The 19,802-nt window shown below is 67.7% G+C and carries 27 protein-coding genes; 24 read left to right on the top strand and 3 right to left on the bottom strand.

Annotation, left to right across the window (positions count from 1 at the left end):
* The first annotated feature begins 1 nt into the window (after window position 1).
* The 19 genes from rplX to truA all read left to right on the top strand — a co-directional run bounded on the left by rplX (window position 2) and on the right by truA (window position 11,593).
* Complete coding sequence (gene rplX / locus QIS99_RS05905) at window positions 2–325, top strand: 50S ribosomal protein L24 (RefSeq protein ID WP_018543913.1); 324 nt, start codon at window positions 2–4, stop codon at window positions 323–325.
* Window positions 325–882 (top strand): 50S ribosomal protein L5, encoded by a 558-nt coding sequence (gene rplE / locus QIS99_RS05900; protein ID WP_053661885.1) that lies wholly within the window; start codon window positions 325–327, stop codon window positions 880–882. The genes rplX and rplE overlap by 1 nt, the downstream gene beginning before the upstream one ends.
* A 5-nt stretch (window positions 883–887) precedes the next feature.
* Window positions 888–1,073, top strand: a complete 186-nt coding sequence (locus tag QIS99_RS05895) for a type Z 30S ribosomal protein S14 (protein ID WP_003948630.1) — start codon at window positions 888–890, stop codon at window positions 1,071–1,073.
* Window positions 1,074–1,324: 251 nt separating this feature from the next.
* A complete protein-coding gene (gene rpsH, locus QIS99_RS05890; RefSeq protein WP_282511156.1) occupies window positions 1,325–1,723 on the top strand; it encodes a 30S ribosomal protein S8 in 399 nt (132 codons plus the stop codon).
* Window positions 1,724–1,747: 24 nt separating this feature from the next.
* Window positions 1,748–2,287: a 50S ribosomal protein L6 gene (rplF, locus tag QIS99_RS05885; protein ID WP_282511155.1), complete on the top strand. Its 540-nt coding sequence runs from the start codon at window positions 1,748–1,750 to the stop codon at window positions 2,285–2,287.
* 3 nt (window positions 2,288–2,290) lie between these two features.
* On the top strand, window positions 2,291–2,674 hold the full coding sequence (gene rplR, locus QIS99_RS05880) for a 50S ribosomal protein L18 (protein ID WP_282511154.1): 384 nt from the start codon (window positions 2,291–2,293) through the stop codon (window positions 2,672–2,674).
* 43 nt (window positions 2,675–2,717) lie between these two features.
* Window positions 2,718–3,323, top strand: coding sequence for a 30S ribosomal protein S5 (gene rpsE / locus QIS99_RS05875; RefSeq protein ID WP_282511152.1), 606 nt, complete (start codon window positions 2,718–2,720; stop codon window positions 3,321–3,323).
* Window positions 3,323–3,505 (top strand): 50S ribosomal protein L30, encoded by a 183-nt coding sequence (gene rpmD / locus QIS99_RS05870; protein WP_030567278.1) that lies wholly within the window; start codon window positions 3,323–3,325, stop codon window positions 3,503–3,505. The genes rpsE and rpmD overlap by 1 nt, the downstream gene beginning before the upstream one ends.
* A gap of 1 nt (window position 3,506) precedes the next feature.
* A complete protein-coding gene (gene rplO, locus QIS99_RS05865) occupies window positions 3,507–3,962 on the top strand; it encodes a 50S ribosomal protein L15 (RefSeq protein WP_282511150.1) in 456 nt (151 codons plus the stop codon).
* 234 nt (window positions 3,963–4,196) lie between these two features.
* Window positions 4,197–5,516 carry a preprotein translocase subunit SecY gene (gene secY, locus QIS99_RS05860; RefSeq protein WP_282511148.1) on the top strand — a complete coding sequence of 440 codons (1,320 nt, stop codon included), beginning with the start codon at window positions 4,197–4,199 and terminating at the stop codon, window positions 5,514–5,516.
* Window positions 5,516–6,169 carry an adenylate kinase gene (locus QIS99_RS05855; protein ID WP_282511145.1) on the top strand — a complete coding sequence of 218 codons (654 nt, stop codon included), beginning with the start codon at window positions 5,516–5,518 and terminating at the stop codon, window positions 6,167–6,169. The genes secY and QIS99_RS05855 overlap by 1 nt, the downstream gene beginning before the upstream one ends.
* 185 nt (window positions 6,170–6,354) lie before the next feature.
* On the top strand, window positions 6,355–7,191 hold the full coding sequence (map, locus tag QIS99_RS05850) for a type I methionyl aminopeptidase (protein WP_282511143.1): 837 nt from the start codon (window positions 6,355–6,357) through the stop codon (window positions 7,189–7,191).
* Window positions 7,192–7,366: 175 nt separating this feature from the next.
* On the top strand, window positions 7,367–7,588 hold the full coding sequence (gene infA / locus QIS99_RS05845; protein ID WP_003948620.1) for a translation initiation factor IF-1: 222 nt from the start codon (window positions 7,367–7,369) through the stop codon (window positions 7,586–7,588).
* Between the two features lie 197 nt (window positions 7,589–7,785).
* Complete coding sequence (gene rpmJ / locus QIS99_RS05840; protein WP_003948619.1) at window positions 7,786–7,899, top strand: 50S ribosomal protein L36; 114 nt, start codon at window positions 7,786–7,788, stop codon at window positions 7,897–7,899.
* 197 nt (window positions 7,900–8,096) lie between these two features.
* On the top strand, window positions 8,097–8,477 hold the full coding sequence (gene rpsM, locus QIS99_RS05835; RefSeq protein WP_282511140.1) for a 30S ribosomal protein S13: 381 nt from the start codon (window positions 8,097–8,099) through the stop codon (window positions 8,475–8,477).
* Window positions 8,478–8,542: 65 nt separating this feature from the next.
* A complete protein-coding gene (rpsK, locus tag QIS99_RS05830; protein ID WP_003948617.1) occupies window positions 8,543–8,947 on the top strand; it encodes a 30S ribosomal protein S11 in 405 nt (134 codons plus the stop codon).
* A 125-nt stretch (window positions 8,948–9,072) separates the two neighbouring features.
* Window positions 9,073–10,095 (top strand): DNA-directed RNA polymerase subunit alpha, encoded by a 1,023-nt coding sequence (locus QIS99_RS05825; protein WP_282511137.1) that lies wholly within the window; start codon window positions 9,073–9,075, stop codon window positions 10,093–10,095.
* 79 nt (window positions 10,096–10,174) lie between these two features.
* On the top strand, window positions 10,175–10,636 hold the full coding sequence (gene rplQ / locus QIS99_RS05820; RefSeq protein ID WP_282511135.1) for a 50S ribosomal protein L17: 462 nt from the start codon (window positions 10,175–10,177) through the stop codon (window positions 10,634–10,636).
* Between the two features lie 90 nt (window positions 10,637–10,726).
* A complete protein-coding gene (truA, locus tag QIS99_RS05815) occupies window positions 10,727–11,593 on the top strand; it encodes a tRNA pseudouridine(38-40) synthase TruA (RefSeq protein WP_282511133.1) in 867 nt (288 codons plus the stop codon).
* Here truA and QIS99_RS05810 read toward each other — a convergent pair.
* Complete coding sequence (locus QIS99_RS05810) at window positions 11,570–12,424, bottom strand: hypothetical protein (protein ID WP_282511131.1); 855 nt, start codon at window positions 12,422–12,424, stop codon at window positions 11,570–11,572. The two genes, truA and QIS99_RS05810, sit on opposite strands and share 24 nt — an antisense overlap.
* A 357-nt stretch (window positions 12,425–12,781) precedes the next feature.
* Here QIS99_RS05810 and rplM point away from each other — a divergent pair, with 357 nt between their 5' ends.
* The 3 genes from rplM (at window position 12,782) to glmM (ending at window position 15,339) form a co-directional block, all read left to right on the top strand.
* A complete protein-coding gene (rplM, locus tag QIS99_RS05805; RefSeq protein ID WP_282511129.1) occupies window positions 12,782–13,225 on the top strand; it encodes a 50S ribosomal protein L13 in 444 nt (147 codons plus the stop codon).
* A 46-nt stretch (window positions 13,226–13,271) separates the two neighbouring features.
* On the top strand, window positions 13,272–13,793 hold the full coding sequence (rpsI, locus tag QIS99_RS05800; protein WP_282511127.1) for a 30S ribosomal protein S9: 522 nt from the start codon (window positions 13,272–13,274) through the stop codon (window positions 13,791–13,793).
* A gap of 187 nt (window positions 13,794–13,980) precedes the next feature.
* Window positions 13,981–15,339 (top strand): phosphoglucosamine mutase, encoded by a 1,359-nt coding sequence (gene glmM, locus QIS99_RS05795; protein ID WP_282511126.1) that lies wholly within the window; start codon window positions 13,981–13,983, stop codon window positions 15,337–15,339.
* Here the strand turns inward: glmM and QIS99_RS05790 are convergent.
* On the bottom strand, window positions 15,336–16,316 hold the full coding sequence (locus QIS99_RS05790) for a DUF389 domain-containing protein (RefSeq protein ID WP_282511125.1): 981 nt from the start codon (window positions 16,314–16,316) through the stop codon (window positions 15,336–15,338). The genes glmM and QIS99_RS05790 overlap by 4 nt on opposite strands.
* Window positions 16,317–16,338: 22 nt before the next feature.
* The gene (gene coaA, locus QIS99_RS05785; RefSeq protein ID WP_282511124.1) at window positions 16,339–17,340 is read right to left on the bottom strand and encodes a type I pantothenate kinase; all 1,002 of its coding nucleotides are present in this window, start codon (window positions 17,338–17,340) and stop codon (window positions 16,339–16,341) included.
* Between the two features lie 240 nt (window positions 17,341–17,580).
* Here coaA and glmS point away from each other — a divergent pair, with 240 nt between their 5' ends.
* Window positions 17,581–19,428, top strand: a complete 1,848-nt coding sequence (gene glmS, locus QIS99_RS05780; protein ID WP_282511122.1) for a glutamine--fructose-6-phosphate transaminase (isomerizing) — start codon at window positions 17,581–17,583, stop codon at window positions 19,426–19,428.
* Window positions 19,425–19,793, top strand: coding sequence for a holo-ACP synthase (locus QIS99_RS05775; protein ID WP_282511120.1), 369 nt, complete (start codon window positions 19,425–19,427; stop codon window positions 19,791–19,793). The genes glmS and QIS99_RS05775 overlap by 4 nt, the downstream gene beginning before the upstream one ends.
* Window positions 19,794–19,802: the final 9 nt, after the last annotated feature.

The following is a 19,802-nucleotide window of genomic DNA, read 5'->3' as shown; positions in this document are numbered from 1 at the left end:
CATGAAGATCAAGAAGGGCGACCTGGTCCAGGTCATCACCGGTAAGGACAAGGGCAAGCAGGGCAAGGTCATTGCCGCTTACCCGCGCGACGAGCGTGTCCTGGTCGAGGGTGTCAACCGGGTCAAGAAGCACACCAAGGCCGGCCCCACGGCCTCCGGCTCGCAGGCCGGTGGCATCGTCACGACCGAGGCCCCGATCCACGTCTCCAACGTCCAACTGGTCGTGGAGAAGGACGGCAACAAGGTCGTCACGCGCGTCGGTTACCGCTTCGACGACGAGGGCAACAAGATCCGCGTTGCCAAGCGGACGGGTGAGGACATCTGATGGCTACCACCACCACTCCGCGTCTGAAGACGAAGTACCGCGAGGAGATCGCGGGCAAGCTGCGTGACGAGTTCAAGTACGAGAACGTCATGCAGGTTCCCGGCCTCGTGAAGATCGTGGTCAACATGGGTGTGGGCGACGCCGCCCGCGACTCCAAGCTGATCGAGGGCGCCATCCGCGACCTCACCACGATCACCGGTCAGAAGCCGGCCGTCACCAAGGCCCGCAAGTCCATCGCGCAGTTCAAGCTGCGCGAGGGTCAGCCGATCGGTGCCCACGTCACGCTCCGTGGCGACCGCATGTGGGAGTTCCTGGACCGCACCCTGTCGCTCGCGCTCCCGCGCATCCGCGACTTCCGTGGTCTGTCCCCCAAGCAGTTCGACGGCCGTGGCAACTACACCTTCGGTCTCACCGAGCAGGTCATGTTCCACGAGATCGACCAGGACAAGATCGACCGCGTCCGGGGTATGGACATCACCGTGGTCACCACGGCGACCAACGACGCTGAGGGCCGTGCGCTCCTTCGTCACCTCGGCTTCCCGTTCAAGGAGGCGTGAGCGAGATGGCGAAGAAGGCTCTGATTGCCAAGGCTGCTCGTAAGCCCAAGTTCGGTGTGCGTGGCTACACCCGCTGCCAGCGCTGCGGCCGCCCGCACTCCGTGTACCGCAAGTTCGGCCTGTGCCGCGTGTGCCTCCGTGAGATGGCTCACCGTGGCGAGCTGCCGGGCGTGACCAAGAGCTCCTGGTAAGCACCTAACTGCCCTTTGGGCGTAGGGAATTACCCGGATCTCTCGGTAAGCAAAGGGTCGGCAGATCGCCCTTCCCCTCATGGCTTAGGCTAGGAGGGTTGGGCGTCTGCCGTCCTGACCGCCCGCAGGCGAAGCCTGCAACTGATTGCTTACTACGCCGTAGGTCCCCGCGCCGCACCCGTCCCGCCCCTGTGTGGGGAGAGGGATGGCGCATACAGGAAACCCCGGCGAGAGAGGCCGAAGGCCAATTCATGACCATGACTGATCCGATCGCAGACATGCTTACGCGTCTGCGGAACGCGAACTCGGCATACCACGACCAGGTGTCGATGCCGCACTCCAAGATCAAGTCGCACATCGCGGAGATCCTCCAGCAGGAGGGCTTCATCACGGGCTGGAAGGTCGAGGACGCCGAGGTCGGCAAGAACCTCGTCCTGGAGCTGAAGTTCGGCCCCAACCGTGAGCGCTCCATCGCGGGCATCAAGCGGATCTCCAAGCCCGGTCTCCGGGTTTACGCGAAGTCCACCAACCTGCCCAAGGTCCTCGGTGGCCTCGGCGTGGCGATCATCTCCACGTCGCACGGTCTCCTGACCGACAAGCAGGCCGGCAAGAAGGGCGTAGGCGGAGAAGTCCTCGCCTACGTCTGGTAACGGAAGGGAACGGAGGAAACAGCTATGTCGCGTATTGGCAAGCTCCCCATCACGGTTCCCGCCGGCGTGGACGTCACCATCGACGGCCAGACGGTCGAGGTCAAGGGCCCCAAGGGCTCGCTGACCCACACCGTCGTGGCGCCGATCGAGATCGCCAAGGGTGAGGACGGCGTCCTGAGCGTCACCCGCCCCAACGACGAGCGTCAGAACAAGGCCCTGCACGGCCTGTCCCGCACGCTGGTGGCGAACATGATCACCGGCGTGACCCAGGGTTACGTGAAGAAGCTTGAGATCAGCGGTGTCGGTTACCGCGTCCTGGCGAAGGGCTCCAACCTGGAGTTCTCGCTCGGCTACAGCCACCCGATCCTGATCGAGGCGCCCGAGGGCATCTCGTTCAAGGTCGAGTCGCCGACCAAGTTCTCGGTCGAGGGCATCGACAAGCAGAAGGTCGGCGAGGTTGCGGCCAACATCCGCAAGCTGCGCAAGCCCGACCCGTACAAGGCCAAGGGCGTCAAGTACGAGGGCGAAGTCATCCGCCGCAAGGTCGGAAAGGCGGGTAAGTAAGCCATGGCATACGGGCAGAAGATCCTGAAGGGCGACGCCTACAAGCGTGCTGCCATCAAGCGTCGCCACATCCGTATCCGGAAGAACATCTCCGGTACGGCGGAGCGTCCGCGCCTGGTCGTTACCCGCTCGAACCGCAACATCGTCGCCCAGGTCATCGACGACGTGAAGGGTCACACCCTCGCGTCGGCCTCGACCCTGGACGTTTCGATCCGCGGTGGCGAGGGCGACAAGTCCGCGCAGGCCAAGTCCGTCGGCGCCCTGGTTGCCGAGCGTGCCAAGGCCGCCGGTGTCGAGACCGTCGTGTTCGACCGTGGTGGTAACCAGTACGCCGGGCGCATCGCCGCCCTGGCGGACGCCGCCCGCGAAGCCGGACTCAAGTTCTGAGTTCTGGTTCCGTAGCTAGCGGAAAAAGAGAGAGGTAATTCCAATGGCTGGACCCCAGCGCCGCGGTGGCGGTGCCGGTGGCGGCGAGCGGCGGGACCGGAAGGGTCGCGACGGTGGCTCTGCTGCCGCCGAGAAGACCGCGTACGTTGAGCGCGTTGTCGCGATCAACCGCGTCGCCAAGGTTGTGAAGGGTGGTCGTCGCTTCAGCTTCACCGCGCTGGTCGTGGTGGGCGACGGTGACGGCACCGTGGGTGTCGGTTACGGCAAGGCCAAGGAGGTGCCGGCCGCCATCGCCAAGGGTGTTGAGGAGGCCAAGAAGCACTTCTTCAAGGTCCCCCGTATCCAGGGCACCATCCCGCACCCGATCCAGGGTGAGAAGGCTGCGGGCGTCGTCCTGCTCAAGCCGGCTTCCCCCGGTACCGGTGTTATCGCCGGTGGCCCGGTGCGTGCCGTCCTGGAGTGCGCCGGCGTTCACGACATCCTGTCGAAGTCGCTCGGCTCCGACAACGCGATCAACATCGTGCACGCGACCGTGGAGGCCCTGCGGGGTCTGCAGCGTCCCGAGGAGATCGCGGCCCGCCGCGGTCTGCCGCTTGAGGACGTCGCTCCCGCGGCTCTGCTGCGTGCGCGTGCCGGGGCTGGTGCGTAATGGCGCAGCTCAAGATCACGCAGACGAAGTCGTACATCGGCAGCAAGCAGAACCACCGTGACACCCTGCGTTCCCTTGGTCTCAAGGGCATCAACACGCAGGTCGTCAAGGAGGACCGCCCCGAGTTCCGCGGCATGGTGCAGACCGTCCGCCACCTCGTGACGGTCGAGGAGGTCGACTGACATGGCGGAGCAGAACCCGCTGAAGGTCCACAACCTCCGTCCGGCTCCCGGCGCCAAGACCGCCAAGACCCGTGTCGGTCGTGGTGAGGCGTCGAAGGGTAAGACGGCTGGTCGCGGTACCAAGGGCACGAAGGCCCGTTACCAGGTTCCGGAGCGCTTCGAGGGTGGCCAGATGCCGCTCCACATGCGCCTCCCGAAGCTGAAGGGCTTCAAGAACCCGTTCAAGACCGAGTTCCAGGTCGTGAACCTCGACAAGCTGGCTGCGCTGTACCCCGAGGGTGGCGAGGTCACCGTCGAGGGCCTGGTGGCCAAGGGTGCCGTTCGCAAGAACAGCCTTGTCAAGGTCCTGGGCCAGGGCGAGGTCTCCGTGGCGCTGCAGGTGACGGTCGACGCCGTCTCCGGCTCCGCCAAGGAGAAGATCACCGCCGCGGGCGGTACCGTCACCGAGCTCGTCTGACCAACTCAGACGAGGTCGCGATGACTTGAACGATCCCACCGGGGATGCCTCACATAAGGGGCATCCCCGGTTGGTCGTTCCAAGGGGGGCACGTACGCCGGTAAGGTGGCGTGCACTTGCTACTTTCCGTGCGGTCTGCTTTCGGCTCGCCGCGCGGTTCTTGCCTGATACGTATTTGTCGATCCTCAAGACCGTCACCTCTGACGCAGTAGCGCGGGGGTCGCAGGAGGCACCGTGCTCACCGCGTTCGCCCGGGCGTTCAAAACGCCCGACCTGCGCAAGAAGCTGCTCTTCACACTCGGCATGATCGTGATCTACCGGATCGGTGCGCACATCCCGATTCCGGGCGTCAGCTATACGAACGTCCAGGTCTGTATGGACCAGGCGAACCAGAGTCAGCAGGGTCTGCTGTCGCTGGTCAACATGTTCAGTGGTGGCGCGCTGCTCCAGATCACCATTTTCGCGTTGGGCATCATGCCGTACATCACGGCGAGCATCATTCTCCAGCTGCTGACCGTGGTGATCCCGCGTCTGGAAGCGCTGAAGAAGGAAGGCCAGTCCGGCCAGGCCAAGATCACGCAGTACACGCGTTATCTGACAGTGGCCCTCGCCATTCTGCAGGGCACCGGCCTTGTCGCCACTGCCCGCAGCGGCGCCCTGTTCCAGGGCTGTCCGGTCGCCAGCGAGATCGTTCCTGACCAGTCGATCTTCGTGACCATCACCATGGTCGTCACCATGACCGCCGGTACGGCCGTCGTGATGTGGCTCGGCGAGCTCGTCACGGACCGCGGCATCGGCAACGGCATGTCGATCCTGATGTTCATCTCGATCGCGGCGGGCTTCCCCGGCGCCCTGTGGGCCATCAAGCAGCAGGGTGACCTCGCGGGCGGCTGGATCGAGTTCGGCACCGTGATCGTGGTGGGCCTGGCCATGGTCGGCCTGGTCGTCTTCGTCGAGCAGGCGCAGCGCCGCATCCCGGTCCAGTACGCGAAGCGCATGATCGGCCGTCGTTCCTACGGCGGCACGTCGACGTACATCCCGCTGAAGGTGAACCAGGCGGGTGTGATTCCGGTCATCTTCGCGTCATCGCTGCTCTACATTCCGGCGCTGATCGTGCAGTTCTCCGGCAATTCTCAGGCCGGTTGGGCCCAGTGGATCCGGAACAATCTGCAGCCAACGGACGCTCCGGTGCACATCACGCTTTACTTCCTTCTGATTGTCTTTTTCGCCTTCTTCTACGTGGCCATCTCGTTCAACCCCGAGGAAGTCGCGGACAACATGAAGAAGTATGGTGGCTTCATCCCGGGCATCCGGGCTGGCCGACCCACTGCTGAGTACCTGAGCTACGTGCTCAACCGGATCACCTGGCCGGGGTCGCTGTACTTGGGCCTTATTGCTCTCGTGCCGACGATGGCGTTGGCGGGCTTCGGAGCGAACCAGAACTTCCCGTTCGGCGGGACGAGCATCCTGATCATCGTGGGTGTGGGTCTGGAGACCGTGAAGCAGATCGAGAGCCAGCTCCAGCAGCGTAATTACGAAGGGTTCCTCCGCTGATGCGTATCGTCCTTGTCGGACCGCCCGGTGCGGGCAAGGGAACGCAGGCCGCGTTCCTCGCCAAGAACCTGTCGATCCCGCACATCTCCACGGGAGACCTGTTCCGCGCCAACATCAGCCAGCAGACGGAGCTGGGCAAGCTGGCCAAGTCCTACATGGACGCCGGCAACCTGGTTCCGGACGAGGTCACCATCGGCATGGCCAGGGACCGCATGGCCCAGCCGGACGCCGCGAACGGCTTCCTGCTCGACGGCTTCCCGCGCAACGTGTCGCAGGCCGAGGCGCTCGACGAGGCGCTGAAGTCCGACAGCGTGAAGCTGGACGCGGTCCTGGACCTGGAGGTCCCCGAGGACGAGGTGGTCAAGCGCATCGCCGGCCGCCGTATCTGCCGCAACGACTCGGCCCACGTCTTCCACGTCGAGTACAAGCAGCCGAAGACCGAGGGCGTCTGCGACGCCTGCGGCGGCGAGCTGTACCAGCGCGGTGACGACAAGGAAGAGACCGTACGCACGCGGCTTGAGGTCTACCACAGCGAGACCGAGCCGATCATCGACCACTACCGCGCCCAGGGCCTGGTGGTCACGATCTCCGCGCTCGGCGAGGTCGCCGACGTGACGGAGCGGGCGATGGCGGCGTTGCAGAAGTCCGCCTAGGGCCTGTCCGGCGGACAGGACGCGCAGCGCCTGCCGGGCGGCAGAAGCACACAGCAGCATGCAGACAGTTACGGCCGCGGTGACCGAAGGGTCCCCGCGGCCGTACTGTTGAGGTTCAGCGGTAGCGGAACCAGAACCAGTACCAGTACCCGTACCGAGCACAGCGGCGGAAGGCACAGCAGGTCATGGTGGAGATCAAGACTCCCGAGCAGATCGCGAAGATGCGTGCGGCGGGGCTTGTCGTCGCCGCCATCCACGAGGCCACGCGGGCGGCGGCCGTCCCGGGCGCCACCACGAAGGACCTGGACGACGTGGCGCGCAAGGTGCTCGCGGAGCACGGCGCGAAGTCCAACTTCCTCGGGTACGGCGGTTTCCCGGCCACGATCTGCACCTCCAGGAACGAGGTCGTCGTCCACGGCATCCCGAGCGAGGACGTCGTCCTTGAGGACGGCGACATCATCTCGATCGACTGCGGCGCGATCATCGAGGGCTGGCACGGCGACGCCGCGTACACCGCCTTCGTGGGCTCGGGGCACGCGCCCGAGCTGGTCGAGCTGTCGCGGGTCACCGAGGAGTCGATGTGGGCCGGGCTCGCGGCGATGAAGCAGGGCAACCGCCTGGTCGACATCTCCAAGGCCGTCGAGTCGTACATCCGCCGTCAGCCCCGCCCCGCCACCGGGAAGTACGGGATCATCGAGGACTACGGCGGCCACGGCATCGGCTCGCAGATGCACATGGACCCGCACGTCCTGAACTACGTGGAGCGCCGGCGCGGCCGCGGCCCGAAGCTGGTGCCCGGCATGTGCCTGGCCATCGAGCCGATGGTGAGCCTCGGCACACCTCGTACGAACGTGCTTGAGGACGACTGGACGGTGGTCACCACCGACGGCACCTGGTCCTCGCACTGGGAGCACTCGATCGCGCTGACCGAGCAGGGCCCGCTGGTCCTCACCGCGCGCGACGGCGGCAAGGCGAAGTTGGCGGAGTACGGGATCACGACGGCCCCTGACCCCTTGGCCTAGTCGGTCGCTTAAGGATCTCCCGTTCGGGGCAGTCTCTCTGGATTCGTCTTTCCGGGTGCTCTGACGTAGACTGACGCGTCGGCTCTCGTGTCTCCGCATGTCTGCATGTTTCACCGCATGTCAGATGGCGGCCAACGAGGCAGCCGATCAAGGTAGTCGATTCGAAGGGCAAAGCGTGGCCAAGAAGCAAGGTGCCATCGAGATCGAGGGCACCGTCGTCGAGTCTCTGCCGAACGCCATGTTCAAGGTCGAGCTCCAGAACGGCCACCAGGTCCTGGCACACATCAGCGGCAAGATGCGTATGCACTACATCCGCATCCTCCCTGACGACCGGGTCGTGGTGGAGCTGTCTCCGTACGACCTGACGCGTGGGCGTATCGTCTACCGATACAAGTGAGCTTGGGCGGGTCCCGTACCCGCTCCTGCGGCCGGAAGGGTCGTCGACGGACAGGCATGACCTGTCAAACTCCCCGGAGCGATCCAGGGGAGACGTTTCCAGCGCCAGCCGGAAGCGAACTTCAACGGTACAAGTAGATCTTTATGTCTGCCCTCGCCCCCGCGGGTGGTGGCACCTGACCCGGAGAACCTCACCCAATGAAGGTCAAGCCGAGCGTCAAGAAGATCTGCGACAAGTGCAGGGTGATTCGCCGTCACGGCCGAGTCATGATCATCTGCGACAACCCGCGCCACAAGCAGCGCCAGGGCTGACGCAGGTCTGCATCCGCAGATCTTCGCGCGACGCATAGCGATACGTACATACGCAGGACCCGCCTCTCTTCAGTGATGGAGGGCGACACCCCCGGTCGGAGGCCGGGGACCCGGTTCGTACCGAAGCCCGGCAAGGGTGGACGGCGGGCGGGAGCGGCTCTGTGGAAGACCTCCGAAGACTCAACTGGAGCCATTACATGGCACGCGTTTCCGGTGTTGACATCCCGCGCGAAAAGCGCGTGGAGGTCGCCCTCACCTACGTGTTCGGCATCGGCCGGACGCTCTCCCAGCAGACGCTGGCCGCCACCGGCGTGAACCCGAACACCCGCGTTCGTGACCTGGCCGAAGAGGACCTGGTCAAGATCCGCGAGTACGTGGACGCCAACCTCAAGACCGAGGGTGACCTCCGCCGTGAGGTTCAGGCCGACATCCGCCGCAAGGTGGAGATCGGCTGCTACCAGGGCCTGCGTCACCGTCGTGGCCTTCCCGTGCACGGTCAGCGCACCAGCACCAACGCTCGCACCCGCAAGGGCCCGCGTCGCGCCATCGCCGGCAAGAAGAAGCCGGGCAAGAAGTAGTCCGCAGCGGACGCTCGTCAGCGGTCTTCGCTGTAGGACCGACCACCTCCCGTAGGAGTTAAGAGATGCCCCCCAAGGGTCGTCAGGGCGCTGCCAAGAAGGTGCGCCGCAAGGAAAAGAAGAACGTCGCTCACGGCCACGCGCACATCAAGAGCACGTTCAACAACACGATCGTGTCCATCACGGACCCGACCGGCAACGTGATCTCGTGGGCCTCCGCCGGCCACGTCGGCTTCAAGGGCTCCCGCAAGTCCACGCCGTTCGCCGCGCAGATGGCCGCCGAGTCCGCCGCGCGTCGTGCGCAGGAGCACGGCATGCGCAAGGTCGACGTCTTCGTCAAGGGCCCGGGCTCCGGTCGTGAGACCGCCATCCGTTCCCTGCAGGCCACCGGCCTTGAGGTCGGCTCCATCCAGGACGTCACGCCGACCCCGCACAACGGCTGCCGTCCCCCCAAGCGTCGCCGCGTCTGATCTGACGTACGACTGTTTGGTCTGAGGATTTCGGGCGGTACGGCTCTCACGGGTCGTACCGCCCGTACCCTTGTAGTGCTAGTCGGGCATCAAATAGCGGGTGCCCCTGACTGAAGGATCACAACATGCTGATTGCTCAGCGTCCCTCGTTGACCGAAGAGGTCGTCGACGAGTTCCGGTCCCGGTTCGTGATCGAGCCGCTGGAGCCGGGCTTCGGCTACACCCTCGGTAACTCCCTGCGCCGTACCCTCCTGTCGTCGATCCCCGGTGCTGCTGTGACCAGCATCCGCATCGACGGTGTCCTGCACGAGTTCACCACCGTGCCGGGCGTCAAGCAGGACGTCACCGACCTGATCCTCAACATCAAGCAGCTGGTCGTCTCCTCGGAGCACGACGAGCCGGTCGTGATGTACCTGCGCAAGCAGGGCCCGGGTCTGGTCACCGCCGCCGACATCGCGCCCCCGGCCGGTGTCGAGGTGCACAACCCCGACCTCGTCCTCGCCACGCTCAACGGCAAGGGCAAGCTGGAGATGGAGCTGACCGTCGAGCGCGGTCGCGGCTACGTCTCCGCCGTGCAGAACAAGCAGGTGGGCCAGGAGATCGGCCGTATCCCGGTCGACTCCATCTACTCGCCGGTGCTCAAGGTCACGTACAAGGTCGAGGCCACGCGTGTCGAGCAGCGCACCGACTTCGACAAGCTGATCGTCGACGTCGAGACCAAGCAGGCCATGCGTCCGCGTGACGCCATGGCGTCGGCCGGCAAGACCCTGGTCGAGCTGTTCGGCCTGGCGCGCGAGCTCAACATCGACGCCGAGGGCATCGACATGGGCCCGTCCCCGACGGACGCTGCGCTGGCCGCGGATCTCGCTCTTCCCATCGAGGAGCTTGAGCTCACGGTCCGCTCGTACAACTGCCTCAAGCGCGAGGGCATCCACTCCGTGGGTGAGCTCGTGGCTCGTTCCGAGGCCGACCTGCTCGACATCCGCAACTTCGGTGCGAAGTCGATCGACGAGGTCAAGGCGAAGCTGGCGGGCATGGGCCTGGCGCTCAAGGACTCGCCTCCCGGGTTCGACCCGACGGCCGCCGCCGACGCGTTCGGCGCGGACGACGACGCGGACGCCGGTTTCGTGGAGACCGAGCAGTACTGATTGCTGCCCGCAGGCGTCCGTCTGCGGGGCCCTGACTCCGGTACCTGATACGGCCGGGGCAGACACTGAGGAGAAACCCATGCCGAAGCCCGCCAAGGGTGCCCGTCTGGGCGGCAGCGCGTCCCACGAGAAGGCGATGCTGGCGAACCTCGCCAAGTCGCTCTTCGAGCACGGCCGCATCACCACCACCGAGGCCAAGGCGCGCCGTCTGCGTCCGGTCGCGGAGCGCCTGATCACCAAGGCGAAGAAGGGCGACATCCACAACCGTCGCCAGGTGCTGCAGACCATCACGGACAAGAGCGTCGTGCACACGCTCTTCGCCGAGATCGGCCCGCGGTACGAGAACCGCCCGGGTGGTTACACCCGTATCACCAAGATCGGTAACCGCCGTGGCGACAACGCGCCCATGGCCGTCATCGAGCTGGTGGAGGCCCTGACCGTGGCCCAGGAGGCCACCGGTGAGGCCGAGGCCGCGACGAAGCGCGCCGCCAAGGACGCCGAGGCTGCCGCGCCGGCCGCCGAGGAGTCGAAGGACGCCTGAGGCTTCGCCTCGCGTTCGTGAGCGGGTCCACCCTTCTCGGGGTGGGCCCGCTTTTCTCTTGAGGGACCGGAGACGTGAAGGGTTTTCTGGGTGAGTGACGAAGCAGCGGCCGGGTTCGTGCGCGTACGGCTCGACCTGTCGTACGACGGACGGGACTTCTCCGGCTGGGCCAAGCAGCGGGAGGGGCAGCGGACCGTCCAGGGCGAGATCGAGGCCGCGCTGCGTACGGTGACCCGGTCGAAGGAGACCTTCGAGCTGACCGTGGCCGGGCGGACCGACTCCGGGGTGCACGCGCGCGGGCAGGTGGCGCACGTCGACCTGCCCGGGGAGCTGTGGGCCGAGCACCGGGAGAAGCTGCTGCGGCGGCTTGCCGGGCGGCTGCCGCACGATGTGCGGGTGTGGAAGGCCGAAGAGGCACCGGCCGGCTTCAACGCGCGGTTCTCGGCGATCTGGCGGCGCTACGCGTACCGCGTCACCGACCACCCCGGCGGCGTCGACCCGCTGCTGCGCGGCCATGTGCTGTGGCACGACTGGGAGCTGGACGTCGACGCCATGAACACGGCCGCCCGGCAGCTGCTCGGCGAGCACGACTTCGCGGCGTACTGCAAGAAGCGCGAGGGCGCCACGACCATCCGTACGCTGCAGGAGCTGAGCCTGGTGCGCGGCGAGGACGGGATCGTCACGGCGACCGTGCGGGCCGACGCCTTCTGCCACAACATGGTGCGCTCGCTGATCGGCGCGCTGCTGTTCGTCGGCGACGGGCACCGGGACACCGACTGGCCGGGCAAGGTGCTCGCCGCACGCGTACGGGACTCGGCCGTGCACGTCGTGCGGCCGCACGGCCTGACCCTGGAGGAAGTCGGCTACCCCGGGGACGAGTTGCTGGCCGCGCGTAATCGCGAGGCCCGCAACAAGCGCACGCTCCCCGGCGGGCTAGCCCAGACCGGCTGCTGCTGAGGCCTGCCGCTCGCCGCGCTTGTGGATCTGCTGGAAGGCGAGGCCCTGCAGGTCCTTGGCGGCGGCGAAGACCTTGTCGTCCTTCTCCGTGACCGCCTTGCCGTTGGTGAATCCGGCGGTCGTGAAGTAGCCGTAGCGGCCGTACGAGTTGATGGTCGTGAAGCAGGTCGACGTACGGCAGAAGGACGGGACGCCCTTGCCGGGCAGGGACAGGACGTTGCTGTTCTTGTCCGCCTGGTCCTTGGCCTTCTCCGCCTGCTTCGCGTTCTCGAAGACGGCGACGCCGATGGTCACCGCGATGCCGTCCTTTTCGTACGTGACGCGCATCAGGCGCTTGCAGTCGTTGGCCTTCAGGACCGGGCCGAGCTTGCCCTGGGCGGCGTCCGCGCACTTCTTGGTGGAGGTCGAGGCGCCCTTCTTGTAGACCGTGCTGCCCTTGGTGAACTTCTTGCCGGGGAACAGCGAGTCGACGGACAGCGGCGCCTTGTCCTTCTTCGCGTCGGAGATGTACTCCTTCGGGTCCGGCGGGGGCGGGGCCTTGGTCTCGGCGAAGGTCGGGCCGCCCGACGAGGTGCTGTTCGGGATCTCCTCGGAGGCGGGCAGGTCGTCGGGGTTCTTCGCCACGTTCTTGCTGTTGGCGGAGACCACGGCGGTCGCGACGAGGCCGGCGATCACGGCCGTCGCCAGTGCGCCGCCGCCGATCATCAGCCACTTCTTGCGCTTGTTGCGCGACTCGGAGGCCTCCGCGAGCGCCGCCCAGTCGGGCGCCTGCGACTGGGGTTCCTGCGGTGCGCCGGGCCCCCACTGAGGCCCCCCTTGCCCAAAGCTCATGGGCCGCATCCTAAGGGTTGCGGGGGAGAGGCGGGGCTGCTGCCTGACGGTCGCCGGGTGCCGTGCACCGTGGGGGTCGGTTACCGTGGAGGCGGCAGAACCGCGTCACGCGGGGGAGCCGGCGGTGCCGGTCTCCAGGCCGCGTTTTGACCCGTACGGGGCGGCGCGGGTATTCTGCCAGTTCGTTATGTGTATTGGCTTGCTCATTCTCACGTGAGGGGCCCTTACACCGGTCCGCCGGGCCGATGACCAGCGGCAGGACTCGGTTGCGTCACCGAGGTCCGCCATGGCTGTCGTACATCGTCCGTGGTGGCCATGTCAGGACCCACTCACTGAAGAAGCGAAGGCTACGACACCGTGCGTACGTACAGCCCCAAGCCCGGCGATGTCACTCGCCAGTGGCACATCATCGACGCGCAGGACATCGTCCTGGGCCGTCTGGCGACTACGGCAGCTAACCTCCTGCGGGGCAAGCACAAGCCGACCTACGCCCCGCACATGGACATGGGCGACTTCGTCATCATCATCAACGCCGACAAGGTTCACCTGTCCGGCAACAAGAAGACCCAGAAGATGGCGTACCGCCACTCCGGTTACCCGGGTGGTCTGCGCTCCGTCCGTTACGACGAGCTGCTTGAGAAGAGCCCGGAGAAGGCCGTCGAGAAGGCCGTCAAGGGCATGATCCCCAAGAACTCCCTGGGTCGTCAGATGCTCTCGAAGCTGAAGATCTACTCGGGCGACCAGCACCCGCACGCTGCCCAGCAGCCGGTGCCGTTCGAGATCACCCAGGTCGCGCAGTAATTCCGGCCACAGCCCCTAAGACGTAAAGAAAGATCTGAGGAGAATCGTGGCCGAGACCACCGTTGAGACGCCGGTCGAAGAGACCGAGATCGTCGACGTCGAGCAGTACACCACCGAGTCGGACGCGCCCGTCGAGGGCGAGTACACCTCGGAGTCCAACGCCGCGCGCTTCGGCGAGCCGCAGCCGGCCGCCGGCCTGGGCCGTCGCAAGAACGCCATCGCCCGCGTCCGGATCGTTCCGGGCACCGGCAAGTGGAAGGTCAACGGGCGCACGCTTGAGGACTACTTCCCGAACAAGGTCCACCAGCAGGAAGTCAACGAGCCCTTCAAGGTGCTCGAACTGGACGGCCGTTACGACGTCGTCGCCCGCATCGCGGGTGGCGGTGTCTCCGGTCAGGCCGGTGCGCTCCGCCTCGGTGTCGCCCGCGCCCTGAACGAGGCCGACGTCGAGAACAACCGCGGCGCCCTGAAGAAGGCCGGTTACCTGAAGCGTGACGACCGTGCGGTCGAGCGCAAGAAGGCCGGTCTCAAGAAGGCCCGCAAGGCCCCGCAGTACAGCAAGCGCTAATCGCTGCCTGCTCACTGCATCTCGAACGCCCCGGCGGCACGCTCTGTGCTGCCGGGGCGTTCGTGTTACCAAGCGCGTTGGGCGTACAACGACAGAAGTGCTCAGCGACGCTCAACAGCGAATGCTCAGCGTATGTTCGGAGCGCCAAAAGCGTTCCGAAGGCTGCAGAAACGTACGGAGGACACCAGTGGGACGACTCTTCGGCACGGACGGCGTGCGCGGTGTCGCCAACGCGGATCTGACGGCCGAGCTGGCGCTCGGACTTTCCGTCGCGGCGGCCCACGTACTTGCCGAGGCGGGCACGTTCGAGGGCCATCGGCCGACGGCCGTGGTCGGGCGTGATCCGCGTGCGTCCGGGGAGTTCCTGGAGGCCGCCGTGGTGGCCGGTCTGGCCAGCGCCGGGGTGGACGTGCTGCGCGTCGGCGTGCTGCCGACCCCGGCGGTCGCGTACCTCACCGGTGTGCTCGGCGCGGACCTCGGCGTGATGCTCTCCGCCAGCCACAACGCCATGCCGGACAACGGCATCAAGTTCTTCGCGCGCGGCGGCCACAAGCTCGCCGACGACCTTGAGGACCGGATCGAGACGCTCTACGAGGAGCACCGCACCGGCGCCCCCTGGGAGCGCCCCACCGGCGCCGGCGTGGGCCGCGTGAAGTCGTACGACGAGGGCTTCGACCGGTATGTCGCGCACCTCATCGGCGTGCTGCCCAACCGGCTCGACGGGCTGAAGATCGTCCTCGACGAGGCGCACGGCGCGGCCGCGCGGGTCTCGCCCGAGGCGTTCGCCCGGGCCGGTGCCCAGGTCGTCACGATCGGCGCAGAGCCGGACGGCCTGAACATCAACGACGGCTGCGGCTCGACCCACTTGGAGCTCCTTCGCGCCGCCGTCGTCGAGCACGGCGCCGACCTCGGCATCGCGCACGACGGCGACGCCGACCGCTGCCTGGCCGTGGACCACACCGGCGAGGAGGTGGACGGCGACCAGATCCTCGCGGTGCTCGCGCTCGCCATGCGGGAGCGGGGCGCGCTGCGCCAGGAGACCGTGGTGGCGACGGTGATGTCCAACCTGGGCTTCAAGCTGGCGATGGAGGACGCGGGCGTCGCCCTCGTGCAGACCGCCGTCGGTGACCGGTACGTCCTGGAGTCGATGAAGGAGAACGGCTACGCGCTCGGCGGCGAGCAGTCCGGGCATGTGATCATCCTCGACCACGCCACCACCGGCGACGGCACGCTCACCGGCCTGATGCTCGCGGCCCGGGTCGCGCAGACCGGCCGCAGCCTCAAGGAGCTCGCGGGCGTCATGCGGCGGCTGCCGCAGGTGCTGATCAACGTCCCGGACGTCGACAAGTCCCGCGTCGCCACCTCCGCCGGGCTGGCCGGCGCGGTCACCGAGGCGGAGCGTCAACTCGGCGCCACCGGGCGGGTGTTGCTGCGTCCCTCGGGTACGGAGCCGCTCGTACGGGTGATGGTGGAGGCGGCCGACATCGAGCAGGCGCGGGCGGTGGCCGAACGGCTGGCGGACGCGGTGAAGTCCTCGCTCGGTTAGGGCCTGTCCCGCGAAGATCCACCGGACAGGCCCTGAGCCGATTGCTGTGCGGCGCGCTCGCGCTGGCCCGACCAGAGCCACTTCTGGAGCAGCAGCGTGAGCGTGCCCGCCAGGGCGATGCCGAGCAGGTTGAGCAGCAGCTGATTGACCGAGCCGATGGTCTGGCCCATGTCTCCGTAGGTCAGTGCGACGGCGGCGTTGGCGGCCGCGGGGACGGTCGTCACGGAGATGGCGACTCCGACCAGGGCACCGGACTTCGCCGAGGTCAGGGAGAGCGTTCCCGCCGCACCGGCGAGTACCGCCACGACGAACGAGAACAGGTCCGGGGCGTAGACGAAGCCCGTGTTGGGGCGCTCTGCCTCCAGCTTGTTCTCGGTGAACAGCCCGACGGCGTCCATGAAGTAGCTGAACCCGACCGTCACCAGCATCGCGAGGGCGAACCCGACGAGCAGGGCGATCAGGGAGCGCAGCGCCAGACGCGGGGCGGGCCGGACCACGGCCGTGCAGATCCCGGCCAGCGGGCCGAACTCCGGGCCGACCGCCATCGCGCCGACGATCAGGATCGCGTTGTCCAGGACCACGCCGCAGGCCGCGATCATCGTGGCGAGGGTGAGGAACGCGACGTAGGTGAGGGAGAGCGTCGACTCCTCGTGCGTGGCGTCGGTGAGCTGCTCCCAGACCACCGCGTCCGCGCCTTCGCCGGGTGCGTCCTCCGCGGCCTTGTCGGCGCGGTCCGACAGCGACAGGTCGATGTTCTCCAGGGCGATCGAGCCGCACTTGTCGATCTCCAACGCGCGCAGGTCGCCGAGGAGTTCGTCGCAGGCCTCGCGGGCCACGTCGCAGGTGACCACGTCGCCGACCGGGTTGCGGGCGGCGCCGGGGAACACGGCGAGGTGGGTGGTGCCGACGGTCTTCTCGATGAGTCCGACCACGTCGTCGGTGCGGTCCGGCGGCGTGATCAGGCGCAGATGCTGCATCCCGGCAGCGTAGACCGCCGGTTCACAGCTTGCGCAGGCGGAGGCGCTGGACCTTGTGGTCGGGGCCCTTGCGCAGGACCAGGTCGGCGCGGCCGCGCGTCGGGGCCACGTTCTCAAGGAGGTTGGGCTTGTTGATGGTGTGCCACATGGTGCGGGCGTAGTCCAGGGCCTCCTCCTCGGAGACCGCGGTGTGCCGGTGGAAGTACGAGTCGGGGTTCTGGAACGCGGTCTGGCGCAGCTTCTTGAAGCGGTTGAGGTACCACTGCTCGATGTCCTCGGCCCTGGCGTCCACGTACACGCTGAAGTCGAAGTAGTCCGCGAGGCCGACGCGGGTGCGGCCGTCCTGGCCGGGCAGGGCGGGCTGCAGGACGTTCAGGCCCTCCACGATCAGGATGTCGGGGCGGCGCACGGTGAGGCGCCGGCCGGGCACGATGTCGTAGATCAGGTGCGAGTAGACGGGCGCGGTGACCTCGTCCTTGCCGGCCTTGATGTCGGCGACGAAGCGGGTCAGGGCGCGGCGGTCGTACGACTCGGGGAAGCCCTTGCGGGAGAGCAGGCCCCGCTCCTTCATCTCCTTCATCGGCCACAGGAACCCGTCCGTGGTGACGAGTTCGACACGCGGGTGCTCCGGCCAGCGGGCGAGCAGGGCCTGCAGGAGGCGGGCCACGGTGGACTTTCCGACGGCCACGGAACCGGCGACACCTATGACGAACGGCGTGCCGTACTGCGTGCCGTGGCCGCCGCCGGTGTCGCCGAGGAAGGTGTTGAGGGCGCCGCGCAGGTTGTCCGTCGCGCCGACGTAGAGGTTGAGGAGGCGGGAGAGCGGCAGGTAGACGTCGCGCACCTCGTCCAGGTCGATGACGTCGCCGAGCCCGCGCAGCCGCTCGACCTCGTCGGCGGTGAGCGGCAGCGGCGTCTTGTCGCGCAGCGCGCTCCACTCGGCGCGCGTCAGGTCGACGTACGGCGTCGGCTCGGCGCGGCGGTGCGCACTGCGGTGGGCGCTTCGGGGCGGCGAAGAGATCACGACAACATTGTTGCGGCTGGATGAACGCTGTGGCGGGTGGGGTGCGTCACGTACCGCCGGCCTTGCGCTCCACAAGGTCTGGACCGTCCGCAGGCAGCCGTGTCCTCGTCCGCGCAGATCCGGGGCGGGCGAGCACTCCGGCTGCGCAGGCCCGGTCCCGCTGCTGCGGGATGCCCGGGATCGGATTTCGCGCCACGGCTGACGGGGGATCGGCGGGCGGGGGGTCGTAGGCTGCGACTCATGTGCGGAATCGTGGGTTACGTCGGCTCGCAGTCGGCGCTTGACGTGGTGCTCGCCGGGCTGAAGCGGCTTGAGTACCGGGGCTATGACTCGGCGGGCGTCGCGGTCGCCGCCGACGGCGGACTGGCGGCCGCGAAAAAGGCCGGGAAACTGGTCAATCTGGAGAAGGCGCTGGTGGACCGGCCGCTGCCGGCCGGTTCCAGCGCGATCGGGCACACCCGCTGGGCCACCCACGGCGGCCCCACCGACGCCAACGCCCACCCGCACCTCGACAACGCGGGCCGGGTCGCCGTCGTCCACAACGGCATCATCGAGAACTTCGCCGCGCTGCGGGACGAACTCGCCGGGCGCGGGCACCGCCTGGACTCCGAGACGGACACCGAGGTCGTCGCGCATCTGCTCGCCGAGGAGTACTCGGTCTGCGCCGACCTGGCCGAGGCGATGCGCCTGGTGTGCCGGCGGCTCGACGGGGCGTTCACCCTGGTCGCCGTGCACGCGGACGAGCCGGACGTGGTGGTCGGGGCGCGCCGCAACTCCCCGCTCGTGGTGGGCGTCGGCGAGGGCGAGTCGTTCCTCGCCTCGGACGTCTCGGCGTTCATCGCGCACACCCGCTCCGCGATCGAGCTGGGCCAGGACCAGGTGGTCGAGCTGCGCCGGGACGGGGTGACGGTCACGGACTTCGCCGGGAACCCCGCGGACGTACGCACGTTCCACATCGACTGGGACGCCTCGGCCGCGGAGAAGGGCGGCTACGCCTCCTTCATGCTGAAGGAGATCGCCGAGCAGCCGAAGGCCGTCGCCGACACGCTGCTCGGCCGGATCGACGCCTCCGGTTCGCTGAGCCTCGACGAACTCCGTATCCCCGACGCGGAGTTGCGCGAGGTCGACAAGGTCGTGATCGTGGCGTGCGGTACGGCCTTCCACGCGGGGCTGATCGCCAAGTACGCCATCGAGCACTGGACGCGAATCCCCTGCGAGGTGGAGCTGGCCAGCGAGTTCCGGTACCGGGACCCGATCCTCGCCGCCCGCACCCTGGTCGTGGCGGTCTCGCAGTCCGGCGAGACCATGGACACGCTGATGGCGCTGCGGCACGCGCGCGAGCAGGGCTCGAAGGTGCTCGCGATCTGCAACACCAACGGCTCGACGATCCCGCGCGAGTCGGACGCCGTGCTCTACACGCACGCAGGGCCCGAGGTCGCCGTCGCCTCCACCAAGGCGTTCCTCACCCAGCTCGTCGCCTGCTATCTGGTCGCGCTGTATCTGGGCCAGGTGCGCGGTACGAAGTGGGGCGACGAGATCCACGCGGTGATCCGGGAGCTCGCGCAGATCGGCGGGCAGGTCGAGCAGGTCCTTCAGACCATGGAGCCGGTGCGGGCGCTGGCGCGCTCCCTCGCCGACCGGGACACGGTGCTGTTCCTGGGGCGGCACGTGGGGTATCCGGTCGCGCTCGAAGGGGCCCTGAAGCTCAAGGAGTTGGCGTACATGCACGCCGAGGGCTTCGCGGCCGGGGAGCTCAAGCACGGGCCGATCGCGCTGATCGAGGAGGGCGTGCCGGTGGTCGTGGTGGTGCCGTCGCCGCGCGGGCGCTCGGTGCTGCACGACAAGATCGTGTCCAACATCCAGGAGGTCAGGGCGCGGGGTGCCCGCACCATCGTGATCGCGGAGGAGGGCGACGAGGCGGTCGTGCCGTACGCGGACCACCTGATCCGCATTCCGGCCACGCCGGTGCTGCTCCAGCCCCTGATGGCGACGGTGCCGTTGCAGGTCTTCGCCTGCGAACTGGCCACGGCGCGCGGCAACGAGGTGGACCAGCCGCGCAACCTCGCGAAGTCGGTCACCGTCGAATGATCATCGGGGTGGGCATCGACGTGGCCGAGATCGACCGCTTCAAGGCGTCCCTGGAGCGGACCCCGGGGATGGCCGAACGGCTCTTCATCGAGCGGGAGTTGCTGCTGCCCAGCGGCGAGCGGCGCGGCATCGCCTCGCTCGCCGCCCGGTTCGCGGCGAAGGAGGCCCTGGCCAAGGCGCTCGGCGCGCCGGCCGGGCTGCACTGGACGGACGCCGAGGTGTACGTCGAGGACAGCGGGCAGCCCCGGCTGCGCGTGAAGGGAACGGTCGCGCAGCGGGCCGCGGAGCTCGGGGTGCGCGGCTGGCACGTGTCGTTGAGCCATGACGCGGGGGTCGCCTCCGCCGTGGTGATCGCGGAAGGGTGAGCGTCTTCG

This window comes from Streptomyces solicavernae (assembly GCF_029968095.1).
GTDB classification, from domain to species: domain Bacteria; phylum Actinomycetota; class Actinomycetes; order Streptomycetales; family Streptomycetaceae; genus Streptomyces; species Streptomyces solicavernae.
This window is presented reverse-complemented; position numbering and strand designations above follow the sequence as displayed.

What these genes read in the sequence shown, in the direction of transcription:
- rplX (WP_018543913.1), top strand. Translation starts at nt 2, where the DNA reads ATGAAGATCAAGAAGGGCGACCTGGTCCAGGTCATCACCGGTAAGGAC.
- rplE (WP_053661885.1), top strand. Translation starts at nt 325, where the DNA reads ATGGCTACCACCACCACTCCGCGTCTGAAGACGAAGTACCGCGAGGAG.
- QIS99_RS05895 (WP_003948630.1), top strand. Translation starts at nt 888, where the DNA reads ATGGCGAAGAAGGCTCTGATTGCCAAGGCTGCTCGTAAGCCCAAGTTC.
- rpsH (WP_282511156.1), top strand. Translation starts at nt 1,325, where the DNA reads ATGACCATGACTGATCCGATCGCAGACATGCTTACGCGTCTGCGGAAC.
- rplF (WP_282511155.1), top strand. Translation starts at nt 1,748, where the DNA reads ATGTCGCGTATTGGCAAGCTCCCCATCACGGTTCCCGCCGGCGTGGAC.
- rplR (WP_282511154.1), top strand. Translation starts at nt 2,291, where the DNA reads ATGGCATACGGGCAGAAGATCCTGAAGGGCGACGCCTACAAGCGTGCT.
- rpsE (WP_282511152.1), top strand. Translation starts at nt 2,718, where the DNA reads ATGGCTGGACCCCAGCGCCGCGGTGGCGGTGCCGGTGGCGGCGAGCGG.
- rpmD (WP_030567278.1), top strand. Translation starts at nt 3,323, where the DNA reads ATGGCGCAGCTCAAGATCACGCAGACGAAGTCGTACATCGGCAGCAAG.
- rplO (WP_282511150.1), top strand. Translation starts at nt 3,507, where the DNA reads ATGGCGGAGCAGAACCCGCTGAAGGTCCACAACCTCCGTCCGGCTCCC.
- QIS99_RS05855 (WP_282511145.1), top strand. Translation starts at nt 5,516, where the DNA reads ATGCGTATCGTCCTTGTCGGACCGCCCGGTGCGGGCAAGGGAACGCAG.
- map (WP_282511143.1), top strand. Translation starts at nt 6,355, where the DNA reads ATGGTGGAGATCAAGACTCCCGAGCAGATCGCGAAGATGCGTGCGGCG.
- rpmJ (WP_003948619.1), top strand. Translation starts at nt 7,786, where the DNA reads ATGAAGGTCAAGCCGAGCGTCAAGAAGATCTGCGACAAGTGCAGGGTG.
- rpsM (WP_282511140.1), top strand. Translation starts at nt 8,097, where the DNA reads ATGGCACGCGTTTCCGGTGTTGACATCCCGCGCGAAAAGCGCGTGGAG.
- rpsK (WP_003948617.1), top strand. Translation starts at nt 8,543, where the DNA reads ATGCCCCCCAAGGGTCGTCAGGGCGCTGCCAAGAAGGTGCGCCGCAAG.
- QIS99_RS05825 (WP_282511137.1), top strand. Translation starts at nt 9,073, where the DNA reads ATGCTGATTGCTCAGCGTCCCTCGTTGACCGAAGAGGTCGTCGACGAG.
- rplQ (WP_282511135.1), top strand. Translation starts at nt 10,175, where the DNA reads ATGCCGAAGCCCGCCAAGGGTGCCCGTCTGGGCGGCAGCGCGTCCCAC.
- QIS99_RS05810 (WP_282511131.1), bottom strand. Translation starts at nt 12,424, where the DNA reads ATGAGCTTTGGGCAAGGGGGGCCTCAGTGGGGGCCCGGCGCACCGCAG.
- QIS99_RS05790 (WP_282511125.1), bottom strand. Translation starts at nt 16,316, where the DNA reads ATGCAGCATCTGCGCCTGATCACGCCGCCGGACCGCACCGACGACGTG.
- glmS (WP_282511122.1), top strand. Translation starts at nt 17,581, where the DNA reads ATGTGCGGAATCGTGGGTTACGTCGGCTCGCAGTCGGCGCTTGACGTG.
- QIS99_RS05775 (WP_282511120.1), top strand. Translation starts at nt 19,425, where the DNA reads ATGATCATCGGGGTGGGCATCGACGTGGCCGAGATCGACCGCTTCAAG.